General features: G+C 66.7%; 12 protein-coding genes. 5 read left to right on the top strand and 7 right to left on the bottom strand.

Translation table 11 applies throughout. The annotated features are described in order from the left end of the window. The first annotated feature begins 63 nt into the window (after positions 1–63). Positions 64–1,314, top strand: a complete 1,251-nt coding sequence (locus ACZ60G_RS28670; RefSeq protein ID WP_465813764.1) for a serine hydrolase domain-containing protein — start codon at positions 64–66, stop codon at positions 1,312–1,314. 50 nt (positions 1,315–1,364) lie between these two features. On the opposite strand, the gene ilvA is transcribed toward ACZ60G_RS28670, so the two are convergent. Together ilvA and ACZ60G_RS28680 are read right to left on the bottom strand one after the other, a co-directional pair. Continuing rightward, positions 1,365–2,723: a threonine ammonia-lyase IlvA gene (ilvA, locus tag ACZ60G_RS28675; RefSeq protein WP_465813765.1), complete on the bottom strand. Its 1,359-nt coding sequence runs from the start codon at positions 2,721–2,723 to the stop codon at positions 1,365–1,367. Between the two features lie 84 nt (positions 2,724–2,807). Next, entirely contained in the window at positions 2,808–3,242 is a 435-nt protein-coding gene (locus tag ACZ60G_RS28680; protein WP_465813766.1) for a nitroreductase family deazaflavin-dependent oxidoreductase, read from the bottom strand. An 85-nt stretch (positions 3,243–3,327) separates the two neighbouring features. Between ACZ60G_RS28680 and ACZ60G_RS28685 the strand changes: the two genes are divergently transcribed. Beyond that, a complete protein-coding gene (locus tag ACZ60G_RS28685; protein WP_465813767.1) occupies positions 3,328–3,543 on the top strand; it encodes a hypothetical protein in 216 nt (71 codons plus the stop codon). A 468-nt stretch (positions 3,544–4,011) separates the two neighbouring features. On the opposite strand, the gene ACZ60G_RS28690 is transcribed toward ACZ60G_RS28685, so the two are convergent. Then, positions 4,012–6,708, bottom strand: coding sequence for an ATP-binding protein (locus ACZ60G_RS28690; protein ID WP_465813768.1), 2,697 nt, complete (start codon positions 6,706–6,708; stop codon positions 4,012–4,014). Between the two features lie 245 nt (positions 6,709–6,953). Between ACZ60G_RS28690 and ACZ60G_RS28695 the strand changes: the two genes are divergently transcribed. Next, complete coding sequence (locus ACZ60G_RS28695; protein ID WP_465813769.1) at positions 6,954–8,138, top strand: DUF2235 domain-containing protein; 1,185 nt, start codon at positions 6,954–6,956, stop codon at positions 8,136–8,138. Here the strand turns inward: ACZ60G_RS28695 and treY are convergent. The 3 genes from treY to ACZ60G_RS28710 are packed head-to-tail and all read right to left on the bottom strand — an operon-like array spanning position 8,124 to position 12,961. Continuing rightward, positions 8,124–10,538 (bottom strand): malto-oligosyltrehalose synthase, encoded by a 2,415-nt coding sequence (gene treY / locus ACZ60G_RS28700; protein WP_465813851.1) that lies wholly within the window; start codon positions 10,536–10,538, stop codon positions 8,124–8,126. The genes ACZ60G_RS28695 and treY overlap by 15 nt on opposite strands. 51 nt (positions 10,539–10,589) lie before the next feature. Further along, complete coding sequence (gene glgX, locus ACZ60G_RS28705; RefSeq protein ID WP_465813770.1) at positions 10,590–12,710, bottom strand: glycogen debranching protein GlgX; 2,121 nt, start codon at positions 12,708–12,710, stop codon at positions 10,590–10,592. Positions 12,711–12,769: 59 nt separating this feature from the next. Next, positions 12,770–12,961, bottom strand: a complete 192-nt coding sequence (locus tag ACZ60G_RS28710) for a hypothetical protein (RefSeq protein ID WP_465813771.1) — start codon at positions 12,959–12,961, stop codon at positions 12,770–12,772. Between the two features lie 96 nt (positions 12,962–13,057). Between ACZ60G_RS28710 and ACZ60G_RS28715 the strand changes: the two genes are divergently transcribed. Continuing rightward, the gene (locus ACZ60G_RS28715) at positions 13,058–13,207 is read left to right on the top strand and encodes a hypothetical protein (protein WP_465813772.1); all 150 of its coding nucleotides are present in this window, start codon (positions 13,058–13,060) and stop codon (positions 13,205–13,207) included. Between the two features lie 3 nt (positions 13,208–13,210). Here ACZ60G_RS28715 and ACZ60G_RS28720 read toward each other — a convergent pair whose 3' ends face one another. After that, the gene (locus ACZ60G_RS28720) at positions 13,211–14,143 is read right to left on the bottom strand and encodes a bifunctional helix-turn-helix transcriptional regulator/GNAT family N-acetyltransferase (RefSeq protein WP_465813773.1); all 933 of its coding nucleotides are present in this window, start codon (positions 14,141–14,143) and stop codon (positions 13,211–13,213) included. 156 nt (positions 14,144–14,299) lie between these two features. Between ACZ60G_RS28720 and ACZ60G_RS28725 the strand changes: the two genes are divergently transcribed. Further along, positions 14,300–15,604 carry an adenosylmethionine--8-amino-7-oxononanoate transaminase gene (locus tag ACZ60G_RS28725; protein ID WP_465813774.1) on the top strand — a complete coding sequence of 435 codons (1,305 nt, stop codon included), beginning with the start codon at positions 14,300–14,302 and terminating at the stop codon, positions 15,602–15,604. Positions 15,605–15,607 lie beyond the last annotated feature (3 nt).

The raw sequence follows: 15,607 nt of genomic DNA on the forward strand, positions 1-15,607 counted from the left end.
CCTGAATATAACTGTCCGAGACACAATATTGCCGAGTGTGACCAGCGCCATTACCTTTGGAATATGAGCAACGTGGCTTCACCCGGGGACCTAGCGAATCTCCCCGATGGGGTGGGTGGCAGTGCCGCCACCGAATTCGCACCATTGGTACGCGCATTCGCGAAGGTCTTCGGGCGCCGTCGGGGGGCGGGCGGCGCGTTGGCCGTCCATCTGCACGGTGAGCCGCTGGTCGATATCTGGACCGGGAGCGCGGGTGACAAACCCTGGAGCCAGCACACCGGCGCGATCATCTTCTCCGCCACCAAGGGCATCACCGCGACGGTCATCCACCGGCTGGCCGATCGGGGTCTGCTCGACTACGAAGCGCCGATGGCCGAGTACTGGCCGGAGTTCGGCCAGAACGGCAAGGGCGATATCACCATTCGTCAGGTGATGACGCACAGCGCGGGACTCGGTGGCCTCAACCCGATCGCGGCCGGGCTCGAGGATGTGCTCGACCACCAGTTGATGGAGCGACGTCTCGCCGCCGCGAAACCCGATCGTCTGCTCGGCACTCCGGCCTATCACGCGCTCACCTTCGGTTGGCTGCTCGCCGGATTGGCCCGCGCCATCACCGGCCAGGGGATGGCGGAGCTGTTCCGCACCGAGGTCGCCGAACCGCTCGGCATCGACGGTCTGCACCTGGGCAGGCCGTCCGCGCAATCGTCGACCGTCTACGCGCCGTTGGCGGGATCCCAGCTCAGTCTGATCGGAAAGCCGGTCAGCACAAGGGTTTTGGGTCGCAGCTATGGTCTGCCCGGTGCGCTCGGCGCGGCCGCGCGGTGCCTGTTCCTGCCCGGACTGGAGACCATCCTGGAGGGTGAAATCCCGCCGATCCTCGATACCGAACTCGGTGCGGGCAACGGCGTCTGCACCGCCCCCGCGCTGGCCACCATGTACGGCGCGCTTGCCAATGGCGGCATGGCGGGCGGCGTACAGTATCTGACGCCGCAAACCATCAAGGCGCTCAGTCGAATTCGGACCTACCGGCTCGACCGCACCCTGTTCTACGCGCCGATGCTCTGGCGCCTCGGCTATCACTCACTACCGATGCCGCGCGCACACGGCGGCTTCGGTCATATCGGCCTCGGCGGCTCCTTCGGCTGGGCCGAACCCCGCCTCGGCCTCTCCGTCGGATTCGTCCACAATCGCCTCTCGGCCGCGCAGCTGAGCATCGACCAGGCCGCGGCCGGTTGGCTGTTGCCGATGGTCATGACGGGCGTGCGCGCGACCCGCCGGTCCGTCACCGTGGTGGAGACGCCAGAGGCTGCATAAACGCTGGAACTGGCCGCGCGGACGATGTCCGCGCGGCCGCAGCGGGCTCTCTAGGTGAGGTAGCGGTAGGCCGGGGAGCCCGGATCCAATCGCTCGCACTGGATCGGCGAGTCCTCCATCCGCTCCAGCAGTGGGCCGAGCCCCTCCGGCGCACCGAGTTCGATACCGACCAGCGCGGCCCCGGTTTCCCGGTTGTTGCGCTTGACGTACTCGAACAGGGTGATGTCGTCGTCGGGACCGAGCACTTCGTTGAGGAAGCGCCGCAGCGCGCCCGGCTCCTGCGGGAAGTCCACCAGGAAATAGTGCTTCAGGCCGCGGTGCACCAGCGAGCGCTCGATGATCTCGCCGTAGCGGGACACATCGTTATTGCCGCCGGAGACCAGGCACACCACCGTCGAACCGGGTTCGATCGTGATTTCGGCCAGCGCCGTCGCCGATAGCGCGCCCGCGGGTTCGGCGATGATGCCCTCGTTCTGATACAGCTCGAGCATGGTGGTGCAGATCGCGCCCTCATCGACCTGCATCATGCGGAAAGCGCCTGCGCCACTTGGTGATTCGGTCGCGGTCAGCAGCGGCAGCGAGCCGTGCGAGACCACCCGGCCGCCGAATGCGGCGATCGCCGCATAGGGCAGGCGGCCGATCCGGCGCACCGCGGCGCCGTCGACGAACGGATCGATCTCCGGCAGCGTCACCGGGCCGCCCGCGACCAGCGCCGCGGTCATCGAGGCCGCGCCCGCCGGTTCCACACCGAGGATGCCGGTGCTCGGCGAGCGCTCCCGCAGGTAGGCGCCGATGCCCGCCAGGCACCCGCCGCCGCCGACCGGGATCACCACCAGGTCGGGGGTGCGACCGCCGAGCTGTTCCAGAATTTCGGGCGCGATGGTGCCCTGTCCCGCCGCGGTGCGCGGATCGTCGAACGGCGGCACCATGGTCGCGCCGGTGCGCTCGACATCCTCGGCGGCGGCCGCCGCGGCGGCGTCGTAGGTTTCCCCGACCGCGATCAGCTCGACGAACTCGCCGCCGTGCACCCTGATGCGGTCACGCTTCTGCTTCGGTGTGGTGGTCGGTACATAGATGCGGCCCTTGATGCCCATCGCATTGCAGGCGAAGGCCACGCCCTGGGCGTGATTACCGGCGCTGGCCGCGACCACGCCCGCGGCTCGCTCGGAGTCGGTGAGCTGCACGATCAGGTTGTAGGCGCCGCGCAGCTTGTAGGAACGGACGGCGGTGAGGTCTTCGCGCTTGAGGTAGACCTGGGCCCCGGTCAGCGCGGACAGCCGGGGACTGTGCTGCAGCGGGGTGGGCTCGATAATGTCGGCAATTCGCTTGGCGGCGGCGTCGATCTCGTCTGCGGTCAGCGCGGGACGAGAAGTGGACTGGTCGTCGAGTAGTTCAAGCGGATTGGACACTCGAAATATGGTGCCACCCGCCACGTCGGGCGGACGCGTCGGGTGGGCGTCGGAGGAGGGCAAACGGCCGGTTCCCGGCCGGAGCTACCGCGGAGTCAGGACGAAAACCGGAATCTCGCGGGTCGTCTTGGTCTGGTAGTTCGCGTAATCGGGCCAGACCTCGACCGCCCGCTCCCACCACAGCGCCTTCTCCTCGCCGGAGACCTCGCGTGCGGTGTAGTCCTTGTTCACGGAGCCGTCACGCAGCTCGACATGCGGCTCGGCCTTGATGTTCCAGTACCAGACGGGATGCTTCGGCGCGCCGCCCAGCGAGGCGACGACCGCGTACTCGCCGTCGTGCTCCACCCGCATCAGCGCGGTCTTGCGCAGCAGCCCGGTCTTCGCGCCCTTGGTGGTCAGGACGATGACGGGCTTGCCCTGCAGGGTCAGGCCCTCAGTGCCGCCGGAATTCTCGATCAGCTCGGCCTGCTGACGGGCCCAATCGGATGTGCTCGGTGCGTACTCACCTGTCAATGGCATGACACCCGCAACAACGCGGCGGCCGCCTCTGTTCCCGCCGAAATGTTAGGTAGCCCGAACTTCCCCATCCGTGTAGCCTGACGACATGGCAGTGGTCCCCCTTCAGGCTCGCCCCACGGCGGTGGATATCGCTGGCAGCGCGTGGCCGATGTACAAACTCGAGGCGCTCGCCCTCGGTCTGGTCATCTGCCTGGTTCTCGCGCTGATCACCGGGTCGCTGCAGGTCGCGGTGCTGGTCGCCGCCGGGGCCGCAACCGGCCGCTGGCTTATCGGCCGGGTAGCCGCCCGCGGCACAGCGTAGGCAAACGCTGCATCGTCCCTGACCAGGATCGCTCTCCGCGGTGCCGGAACCATCGAACAGCCCGCCGCGCCCGCCGAGGGGAGTCAAATGGCGGCTCGAGCTCATCGAGCGCAGTCAATTGGTGGCCCATAACCCCACCATCAACCACCATTTGACTACTTTCGACAATGCCCGAGAACGCAACCACAGCCGGTCGACTGAGCTGGAAGGTGCGGGCATTTGCGCCTGACTGCGGAAGGTAAGCCGGGTACGGCACTCGACGCGCCCAGCATTACCCCGGCAAACCACAGGACGGCAAACTATCCGAGGCCACCGAACACGAGGAGTCGGTGCCCGACCACAGGACCCACCGCAGCTCAGCCAACCAAACAGTCGACGTGGCCATGGACGGCACCCACATTTCAAGATCAGGTGGAATCCATGCTGGCATCGTCCGAGAAGCCCCAGCCACCTGATCTTGATCCAGGCCTAGGCGACGTCGAGGGGGAGGTCGGGGAGTTCGGTGCGGGAGAGGACGCCGAGTTTGGGGTAGGCCTTGTAGAGGTGGTGGCCTATGGTGCGGGGGCTGAGGAAGAGTTGGGCGGCGATGTCGCGGTTGGACATTCCTTGGGCGGCGAGGCGGACGATCTGGAGTTCCTGCGGGGTGAGGCGGGCGAGGACGCCCGTGGTGGGGCGGGTTGTGGTGCCGACGCCGAGGGCGGCGAGTTCGGTACGGGTGCGTTCGGCCCACGGTGCGGCGTCGAGACGGTCGAAGGTTTCCAAGGCGGGCTGAAGTTGGTTGCGCGCCTCGGACTTTCGACGGTTGCGCCGTAGCCATTCACCGAAAAGCAATTGGGTTCTGGCCTGTTCGAAGGGCCGCCCGCCGTGTGCCAGTGCAGCTTGAAAGTGGCTCTCCGCCTTGGCTTCCGGCCCGGTCAATGCCAGGCAGCGCTCGACCAGCGCGGTGACCCACTCTTGTTGCGAGACTTTCGCCCAGCCGCGAAGCCGATCCAGCGCGTCACCCGCTCGCTCGGGGCTGCCCATGCGCACCGCCGCCTCGATCAGATCTGGCAGGGCGCGCAAACCGATCACGTGGTGGCGCGCGGGTTCCACGGTCAACAGCTCCAGCCGGGACAGCGCGCTGTCGACTCTGCCGAGGCCGAGATCGAGCACGCCGAGCGCCGCCTGCGTCCACGGTGCGCCGGGCGCGGCCGCACCGCCGAGTTCTTCGGCCAGGGCACGGTCGACCAACCCGCGGCAATCCTGTTCGCGCCCCTCCAATGCCGCCAGATAGGCGAGATAGCTCGACATCTGGCTGATCCAATGCCGCTGCCCGATATCCTCGGCGATCCGCAGTCCTTCGAGTGCGGCGATGCGACCCTCGCGCGGTCGGCCGAGGAACAGTTCGGTCTCGGCGCGGAAGAACAGCAGGGTCGGCAGCAGCGCGATGCGGCCCTGGTCGCGGCATTCGGCAATGAGGGTCTGCGCCAGCTCCGCGGACTGTTCGTCCTGGCCGACGACCAGCCCGACGCCGCACATCTGCACCAGATCGCGCGGGCTGTCCGCACCGTTGCGGCGGGCGGCGGCGGCCGCGTCGCGCAGGTCGATGGTGAATCGGCCGTCGATGCCGGCGACCGTGTAGCGGGCGATGGGTGTCATCGGTTCGGCGTCGGGCAGGTCCAATGCGTTGATGTGCGCGGCGATCTCGGCGAGTTCCGGTGCGCCGAGATACCAGGCCGTGTGCACCGCCTGCATGAGGATGCGGGCGGCACGGGGCGGATCGTCGGTGCGCACCAGATCGGCACCCGTGAGCAATAGCCGATGCGCCGAGAGTGGTTTGCCCGCACCGAATTCCGCAGTGGCGCGAACCAGATCCAGTCGGGCCCCGAGCATTCGGTCGGTGCTCAAACCGGCCGCACGATCGGCCAGTCGGCCGGCGCGGTCCAATTGTCCCGCCTCGCCCGCGGTTTCGGCGGCAGCCACCAGCCGTCGAACGCGGGCAAACGCGTCGGTGCTCAAACCCGCGGCGCGTTCGTACGCGGCGACGGCACCGGAATAGCCGCTGCGCCGACGCGCGCGATCGGCGGTGTCCTCCAGCGCTGCTGCGGTGGCCTCATCCGGTCCGGTCGCCGCCGAGGCCAGATGCCAGGCGCGCAGGTCGGCGTTCTCGGGTTCGGTCAATGCGGCGGCGAGGGCGGCGTGCGCGGCGAGCCGCTGCGTCAGCGGCGCACCCTGGTAGACCGCAGAGCGCAGCAGGGGATGCCGGAAACTCACACTCACGCCATCACTACCGACCAACCCGGCGTCCGCGGCGGGCTGTAGGTCCGATAGCTGTGCCCCGAACTCGTCGGCCGCACGCAGCACCGTGGTGAGATCGTTGGTGCCCGCCGCGGCCGCAATCAGGAGCAACGTCCGGGTGGTTGAAGGCAGCCTGGTCACTTGGCCGTGAAATGCCACCTGGAGCCGCTGTGTGAGCGGCAGAGGATTCGGCCCCTGACCGGAATCGTTGCCCTCAGCCGCCAGAACTGCGGGCAACTCCAGTAGCGCGAGCGGATTACCGCGCGCCTCGGCGAGTAATCGGTATCGAATGGCGGGCGAGAGATCCGGACCGCGACTGTCCACCAGCGCGGCCGCCGACTCCTGCGCCAGGCCGGTCAGCGCGAGTTCGGGCAGGCCGGGCGCGGGAAAATCCTGTTCGCCGGTCCGCGTCGCGAAGATGATCACCACGCCCTCGGCATCGAGTCGCCGGGCCGCGAACAGCAGCGTCTCGGCCGTCGCCCGATCCAGCCAATGCGCGTCATCGATCAAACACAGCAGCGGCCCCTCGGCCGCCTCCTCCGCCAGCAGTGACAGCACCGCCAACCCGATCAACATCCGATCCGCCGGATCATGCTGTGCCAGACCGAATGCCCCGCGCAGCGCATCCCGCTGCGGTGCGGGCAACCCGTCCACCAGTGCCATTCCCGGCTTGATCAGCAGATGCAGCCCCGCGAACGGCAATTCCGCCTCGGACTCGATTCCGGCACTGCGCACCGCCGGAATCCCCTGCGCCGCCGCATGATCCAATAGCGCCGTCTTTCCGATCCCTGGCTCGCCGCGCACCACGAGCGCCCCGCTGCGTCCGGCGCGAGCCGCCTCCAGAAGCCGATCGATCCGAGCTTGTTCGACTTCTCTTCCGTGGAGCATCTGCTCACCGTAACCGCCGACCGAACCCGAGTGACCGACAACCGTTTCATCGCCGCTTCGGTGGCAGCGGTATTCGGCGATCCCACCCGGTCGCAGCCGCGCCGGAATACTCGCGAAAATCCCGTTCGGAGCGGGCCCCTTGCGTTGAAAGACAACATTTTCATTAACATCTGCCGCGGACGCCTCGATGATTCGGGTAGTCGAGTACGCAGGTTTCGACGGTAATCGGGGCGGAGGATCTACCTATGAAACGACTGGTGGTCTGTTGCGACGGCACCTGGAAGGCCGAATCCAGCAGCACGGTATCGAATATCATCAAGATCGCGCAGACGATCCGGTACGAGGCGCCGGGACCGTCGGGGGAGTCGATCCCGCAGTGGGTCAGCTACGTATCCGGGCCCGGCGCGCGCGGCTTCCTGGCCGACCGCCTGATGGGTGGTGCGTTCGGACTCGGACTCGAGGCGAATCTGTCCTCGGCGTACTGGCATCTGGCACTGAACTGGCAGCCGGGGGACGAGATCTACATCTTCGGTTTCAGCCGCGGTGCGTACACCGCGCGTAGCCTGGCCGGTCTGATCGGCCGCATCGGAATCATGACACCCGATGCGATGATCGAGGGAAAGTACCCGGACGCCTTGCGGATTCACCATCAGCCCGCGCCACAGCGGACCCCGGAGAATCCGGATCCGAAGGAGCCGCAGGAGTGGATCGACTTCCGCAAGGCGAACTGCTGGGATGCTCCGGCCAAGATCGACTTCATCGGGGTCTTCGATACCGTCGGCGCACTCGGCGTGCCCGGACTGACGTCGCTGCGGCACCGGTTCCACGATGTGAAGCTCGGACGCAATGTCTACTGCGCGCGGCAGGCACTGGCACTCGATGAGCGGCGGCGCAATTTCGAACCGTGCCTCTGGGAGGTGCCGATCGAACCGGATGTGAAGTACTCCCGCGACTACGACCGGGTGAAGCAAGTCTGGTTCGAGGGCGTGCACAGCGATATCGGCGGCGGCTACAAGGAATGCGGACTCTCCGATATCACGCTGCGCTGGATGGTCGAACAGGCCGAGGCGGTCGGACTCGTCTTCGACCGCGACCGGCTGGAGGGGCTGTCCCAGCGGTGCGCGGCCTCGGGTGCGAAACATATGGAATTGCATCGCTCGCTCGGCATCGGATACCGAATCCTCAATGTGCTGCGCACCGTTCGCCAGCCGAGGAATCCGCGGTTCTACTGGGATTCCTGGCGGCGGCTGTACACCGACGGAGACCGCGGCGTGCGCCTGGCCTCCACCGCGCACGACGCCACGGACTACCGCCCCGCGAATCTGCGGCGCTGGCTGAAGGACAACGACGGGATGGTGCCCGAGACGCTGATCGAGAAGACCGGCACGGTAACGGCCATCACGCCGGAGGAGCCCTCAGCGCACGAGTAGCGCCACCGGCAGCCGGGCGAACAGCTTTTCCAATCGGGCTCGGCCCTGGAAGGTGTGGCCGGTCAGCCGGTCGGTCCAGTTGCCCTGTGGCAGCTCCAAAGTGGTATCGGCCCACCCGGTTTCGGCCAGACCGAGGCTGTGCCGGGTGGCGGCCACGATCACCTCGGGCGTCTCACCGGCCCGGCCGCGCGCATAGGCGACCAGCCTGCTCTCCTGCTCGCCGGTGGCGAACAGCGGCAGGTAGGTGCCGCCGACGAAACAGTCCGGACGTTCGCGGCGCAACCACAGCGCATAGGCGACAATCCACATCTTGGCCGCGCCGGTGGTATCCAAAGCCGGTGTACCGGTGAGTGATTGCAGCAGTCCAGCACGGGCCGCGAAGTCCACCGGGCGGCGGTTGTCCGGATCGACGAGCGTGTCCTCCCACAGCTCGCAGCCCTGATAGATATCGGGAATTCCGGGCCCGCACAGCTGCAGCAGCTTCTGTGACAGCGAATCCGACCAGGCGTGCGGGGCGAGTTCGTGTACCAGATCACCGATTTCGGAGCCGACCGGCCCATCGATCACCGCATCCAGCCAGCCGTGCACCTTCTTCTCGAATCCGACATCCGGTTCCTCCCAGGAAGTATGGACACCGGCCTCGCGAATCGCCTTCTCCGCGAACAGATGCAGTCGCTCGCGCAGTCCGGCCACGGACGAGGCCGGCCGGCCGTCGGCGGGCCAGACGCCGAACATGTTCTGCAGCAGGAACAATGTCGTCGCGCCGTCGGGACCCGGGGTGATCTCCTGCCAGGATTCGACGGCACGCGCCCAGGTCTCCGCGGCCTGGGACAGCAACCCGATCCGGGCGCGCACATCCTCTCCGCGCTTGGTGTCGTGCGTCGACAGTGTGGTCATGGTGGCGGGCCAGCGTTGCGCGCGTTCGCTATTGGACAGGTGGAATTCGTTGAGCGAGTGGCCGAATCGGGCCGGATTGCCGCCCACCTCCTGCAGCGATACCAGCCGCGCCGCCTGGTAGAACATGGTGTCCTCAACCGCCTTCGCGGTGATCGCACCGCAGACCTGGCTGAATCGGACGGCCGCCTCGCCATCGGACGCCAGCGCCGCCACGAGCACGCTCAGCGGCACCGTCAGTTCGTTATTGCGCTTCTCCACCTCGGCGACCACCGCGCCGGTCATACCCGCCAGCGGCGCGTAATCCACCCGGTAGACCGGCATGAAGGCCAGCACCTCGATGGTGGCATTGGTCAAGGCCATGGTGTCGAAGCTTTCGGCATGCGCGTCGCGCTTGATCGCGGCGATTAGGCGCCGGATCTCCGGGGCCAGGATATTCTCCGCCACCGCGCGTTTGATGCGGTGTTCGGTTTCGCCGATCCAGGCGCGGTCGCTGCCGTGCCCGGCGACTTTGCGTGACAGTTCGGTCAGCGTCTGTTCGCCGTCGGGGTCGATCAGCACGCCGCCGTAGTCGGACAGGGCGTCGTAGCCTGTGGTGCCGTCGACCGGCAGCGTCTTGTCCAGCGGTTCGCGGTTGGCGAGGATCTTTTCCACGAGTAGTAGCCGGTGCGGGCCGATGAGTCGACGCAGCTTCGTCAGATACGCCGTGGGATAGGACAATCCGTCCGGATGGTCGACCCGGACGCCGTCGATCAGATCGTGTTCGCACCACGCGGCCAGCTCGCGGTGGGTGATCTCGAAAACCTCGGGATCCTCCTGGCGCACCGCGGCCAGGCTGCTGACCGCGAAGAACCGCCGGTAGGTGCACAGCCCGGCCTTCCAGCTGACCAGCCGGTAGTGCTGTTTGTCGTGGATGCGCAGCGCGTTGTCGCCGTCGGTGCCCGCCGCGATGGGGAAGCGCAGATCGTGCAGTGCCAGCATCGGTTCCGAACCGGACCGGTCCACCGTCAGTGCGGCCGGATCGTTTTCGCTCTGCAGCACCGGCAGCGCCAGCCGGCCGCCCGCGCCATTGCCCGCACTCCAGTCGATATCGAAGAAATGCGCGAACTGTGATTCGCGGCCGTTGCGCAGCACATCCCACCACCACGGGTTCTGCCGGGGATCGGCCACGCCGACGTGGTTGGGCACCAGATCGACGATCAACCCCATACCGCGGCTGCGCACTTCGTCCGCGAGTGCCTTGAGTCCGGCCGGGCCGCCGAGGGCCGCCGAAACCGCGGTGGGATCGGTGACGTCGTACCCGTGCGTCGAACCGACCGTCGCGGTCAGGATCGGCGACAGGTACAGATGCGAAATACCCAGCTGCTGTAGGTATTCCGCGATCGCTCGGGCATCGGTGAAGGTCAACGCGTCGGGGCGCAGCTGGAGTCGGTAGGTGCTGCGGACCGTCGTCTGCCGGGCCGGGGTGCGGCCGCGGGAGATGGGGTCGGTGTGGTGGGTCTGCATATCGGACTTGAGCGTCTCGATCTTCGGTGTCTCGGTCATCGGCGGTTTCGGTTATGCGGGGCAGTGGAGGACGAGCAGACAACGGGCGGGGACGGCGACGGTGCTCGCCGCCGGATAGGTGGCGTCGGCGCGGCCGTCGGGCACCGAACAATCCAGTGCGACAGCCCATTCGGCGCCGTATTCCGGATCGGGCAGTACGAAGTCGAGACCACTGTCGTGGGCGTTGAAGCACAGCAGGAACGAATCGTCGGTGATGCGCTCGCCGCGCGGGCCGGGTTCGTTGATGCCGAGGCCGTTGAGATAGACCGTCAGCGACTTGCCGAAACCGCTGTCCCAGTCGGCGGGTGTCATCTCCTCACCGGCCGGGGTGAGCCAGGCGATATCGCGGGCGTGCTCTTTCGAGCGGATCGGCCGGCCCGCGAGGAAGCGGCGGCGCCGGAATATCGGATGCGCTGTGCGCAGTGCGATCACCCGCTTGGTGAATTCGAACAGGTCCGAATTCGTCTGCATCAGCGACCAATCCATCCAGGCCAGCGGTGAATCCTGGCAGTAGACATTGTTGTTGCCCTGCTGGGTGCGGCCCATCTCGTCGCCGTGGGCGAGCATCGGGGTGCCCTGACTGAGCACCACCGTGGCCAGCAGATTGCGACTCTGCCTGGCGCGCAATGCGAGTATCTCCGGATCGTCGGTGGGACCTTCCACCCCGCAGTTCCACGAGCGGTTGTAGCTCTCGCCGTCGCGATTGCCCTCGCCATTGGCCGTGTTGTGTTTCTCGTTGTAGGACACCAGATCTCGCAGCGTGAAGCCGTCGTGTGCGGTGATGAAGTTGATGCTCGCGCTCGGCCTGCGCCCGGTGGCCTCGTACAGATCCGAGGATCCGGTGAGCCGGGAGGCGAATTCGCCGAGGGTCGCGGGTTCCCCGCGCCAGTAGTCGCGGACGGTGTCGCGGTACTTGCCGTTCCACTCGGTCCACTGGCCGGGGAAATTGCCGACCTGGTAGCCGCCCTCGCCGACGTCCCAGGGCTCTGCGATGAGCTTCACCTGGCTGACCACCGGATCTTGTTGCACCAGATCGAAGAAGGTCGAGAGCCGGTCGACATCGTGCAGTTCCCGGGCCAGCGTGGCGGCGAGATCGAAGCGGAACCCGTCGACGTGCATCTCCAGGATCCAGTAGCGCAGCGAGTCCATGATCAGCTGCAGCGTATGTGGGTGGCGCACGTTCAGGCTGTTACCGGTGCCGGTGTAGTCCATGTAGTGCGACGGGTCCTCGTCGACCAGGCGATAGTAGGCCGCATTGTCGATCCCGCGGAAGGCCAGGGTCGGCCCGAGATGATTGCCTTCGCCGGTGTGGTTGTAGACGACATCGAGGATCACCTCGATGCCCTCGGCATGCAGTGCGCGCACCATGGCCTTGAATTCGGTGACAGCCGCACCGCCACGTGGGCTGGCCGCGTATTCATTGTGCGGGGCTAGGTAGCCGAAGCTGTTGTAGCCCCAGTAGTTTCGCAGGCCCTGATCCAAAAGGACGCGGTCGTGCAGGAATTGGTGCACGGGCATCAGCTCGATCGCGGTGATGCCGAGTTCCTTCAGATGTTCCACGATCGCCGGATGTGCGATACCGGCGTAGGTTCCGCGTAGTTCCTCCGGAATGTCGGGATGGGTCATCGTCATGCCCTTGACGTGCGCCTCGTAGATGACCGTCTCGTGGTAGGGCCGATTCGGTGGACGGTCGGCGCCCCAGTCGAAGAACGGGTTGATCACCACGCCGGTCATGGTGTGCCCCAGCGAATCCTCGCCGTAGGTGTAGAGCGAGGAGTCGTTGTCGAATTCGCCGTCGAAGGCCTTGCCGTAGGGATCGAGCAGCAATTTGCTTGGATCGCAGCGCAATCCGTGCTCGGGATCGTAGGGTCCGTGCACCCGGAAGCCGTAGCGCTGGCCGGGTCCGATGGTCGGGAGATAGGCGTGCCAGACGTAGGTGTCGACCTCTTCCAGCGGCACTCGGGTTTCGGTGCCGTCCCTGGCGATAAGGCACAGTTCGACCGCGTCGGCAACCTCGGAGAACACCGAGAAATTGGTGCCTGCGCCGTCGTAGGTCGCGCCCAGTGGGTAGGCGGTGCCGGGCCAGACACCGAGGGGTGTCACCTCACCGGGCGCTGCGTCGGGCTGAGCCATGTCAACGACACTAGCGCCAGCCGGATCGCGCTCCGTGCGGGTGGTTGCGACCGGGCGAGTCAGTCCTGGTCGGGGCCGGTTTCGAGCCAGCGCCGCCGGTAGCCGATCCGGGTGGCCAGGCGGGCGAGTCCGCCGAATACCGCATGCTGCAGCCAGACCGGGGTGCCCGCGAGATAGCCGTCCTGGTAATCCCACAGCAATGCCAGCGCCAATGGGTCGCGTATCAGTACGTTGGCCGAGGAAGCGGGCATGACCCAGCAGTCGATGGGGGAGTTGGTGCCGCATATGGAGCGGTGCGGGTATGTGGAAAGGAAGGTCGACCGGATGATCGGCGGGCACGGCTCGTCGTGCTGACTGCCGAGGGGCATGCGGTGCTCGGCGTGGCGGCGGAGCGGATCAGGCGGATCGAGCGGAAGCTGGTGGCGACTCTGAGCGAGCGAGGGCTGGCTGAGCTGCGGCAATCGCTGAGCCGCGTACACGAGGCACTGATCGACTGAGTTTCACTGCCGCGTCGGCAGCGTCAGTCGCCAGGTCTGGCCGACCAGAGCGTGGCCGAAGCTGTGGTGCGGATTCGATTCCACGAGTTCGAAACCCGCGCGCTGATAGATATGCCGCGCCGAGGTGAGGATGTCGTTGGTCCACAGCACCATGTCGCGGTAGCCCACCTCGGTGGCGAATCGGACGCAGCGCTCGACCAGGGCGGAGCCGACGCCGAGGCCGCGCGCGGTCGGCTCGACCAGCAGTAGCCGCAGTCGGGCCGTGGTCTCGTTCTCCGAGACACAGAAAACACAGCCCACCGGCTCGCCGTCGTATTCGGCGATCCAGGCGTGTTCGCGATGCTTGTCGTGGTCGTCCAGATAGTCCGCGACGATGCGGGCTACGAGTGCCTCGTAGCTGGCGTCCCACCCGTATTCGGCGGCGTAGAGCGCCGCATTGCGCTGGATGACCCAGCCGTAATCGCCTGGTTTCGGGGTGCGAAGCACCAATTCGCCGAGGCCTGGCCCGTCGAGAATGCGCTGGATGGTGCGCATGGAGGTGATCAGGCGTGCGCGCTCGGCCGGTTTGTGCGCATTGAGGAGGTAGCCGACTTCCGCGCTCGAGCGCTGATTGAGCACGGCGAAGATCTCCCTGCCGCGGTCGGTCAGCCGGACCTCTTGGCGTCGCCCATCGCTTTCCGAGCGATTGCGCTGGACCAGTCCGTCCTTTTCGAAGCGGGCCAGGATGCGGCTCAGATAGCCGGGGTCCAGGTCGAGCGTGCGGCGCAGCGTGACGACCTCGCTCGCGCCGGAGTTGGCCAGTTCGAACATGATTCGTGCTTCGGTGAGTGAATATTCGCTGTCCAGCAGGCCCTCCCGCAGCACCCCGATGACTCGGGTGTAGCGGCGGTTGAATTCGCGCACGGCGTCGATATCGGCGGCGGCAACGGTGGTCACGGCGGCTCCCAATCTTTGACTGAGTCAAAGAATACGTCGGAACGGTCGTGTCGGTGCGGAATTCGACGGGGGATCGTGCGCGCGCAGCTCCGGTGGTAACTTGAACACCGTTCAAGCCCTGCTGGGCTGTCACGCGACCGCGAGGAATCCTGTGGCATGAGTTCACCCACCCCGCCGGCTCGGCCGGCTGCCACCCCCCTGACCCCTCACGAAATCACCGCCATCGACGCCGAGCATGTCTGGCATCCTTACGGCGGTTTTCCCGCGACGACCGAACCGCTGGTGGTTTCCGGTGCTTCCGGAACCCGGCTCACCCTCGCCGACGGTCGGGAATTGGTCGACGGGATGAGTTCGTGGTGGGCCGCCATCCACGGTTATCGGCATCCCGTACTGGATGCCGCGCTGGTGGCGCAGTCGCAGCGGATGAGTCATGTGATGTTCGGCGGGCTCACCCATGAACCGGCAGCCCGACTCGCCGAGTTGCTCGTCGAGCTGACGCCCGCCGGTCTGGACAAGGTATTCCTGTGTGACTCCGGTTCGGTATCGGTCGAGGTCGCGGTGAAGATGTGCCTGCAGTACTGGCGCGCCGCGGGTAAGCCGGAGAAGCGGCGGCTGCTCACCTGGCGCGGCGGGTATCACGGCGATACCTTCACGCCGATGAGCGTGTGCGATCCGCAGGGCGGCATGCATGCGCTGTGGACCGATGTGCTCGCCGAGCAGATCTTCGCACCGGCACCGCCGCGTGAGTATTCGGCCGAGTACGTGGCCGAGTTCGAACGGTTGCTGGCCGCGCATGCGGAGGAACTCGCGGCCGTCATCGTGGAGCCGGTCGTACAGGGTGCGGGCGGGATGTGCTGGCACGATCCGCGGTATCTGACCGATCTGCGGCGCCTGAGCGACGAATACGGGGTGCTACTGGTCTTCGATGAGATCGCGACCGGATTCGGGCGCACCGGAGCGCTTTTCGCGGCCGATCACGTCGGGGTGAGTCCGGATGTCATGTGTGTCGGCAAGTCGCTGACCGGCGGGTATCTGACCTTGGCCGCCGCGCTCTGCACCTCCCGGATCGCGGAGACCATCAGCGCCGAGCACGGCGGGCTCATGCACGGTCCGACCTTCATGGGTAATCCGCTGGCCTGTGCGGTCGCGGTGGCCTCGATCGAGCTACTGCTGCAACGGGATTGGCGCGCCGAGGTGACCCGTATCGAATCGGAGCTGAATGCCGGTCTGGCCCCGGCGCGTTCGCTGCCCGGGGTGGCGGATGTGCGGGTGCTGGGGGCGATCGGCGTCGTGCAACTCGATCATCCGGTGGATATGCGCAAGGCCACCCACGCCGCCGTCGAAGCGGGCGTCTGGTTGCGCCCTTTCCGCGATCTGATCTACACCATGCCGCCCTTCATCAGCACAACCGACGACATCGAACGCATCACCGCCGGTATGGTCTCCGCCGCCCAGGCCTGACAT

It is taken from the genome of Nocardia sp. NPDC102475 (assembly GCF_055584605.1).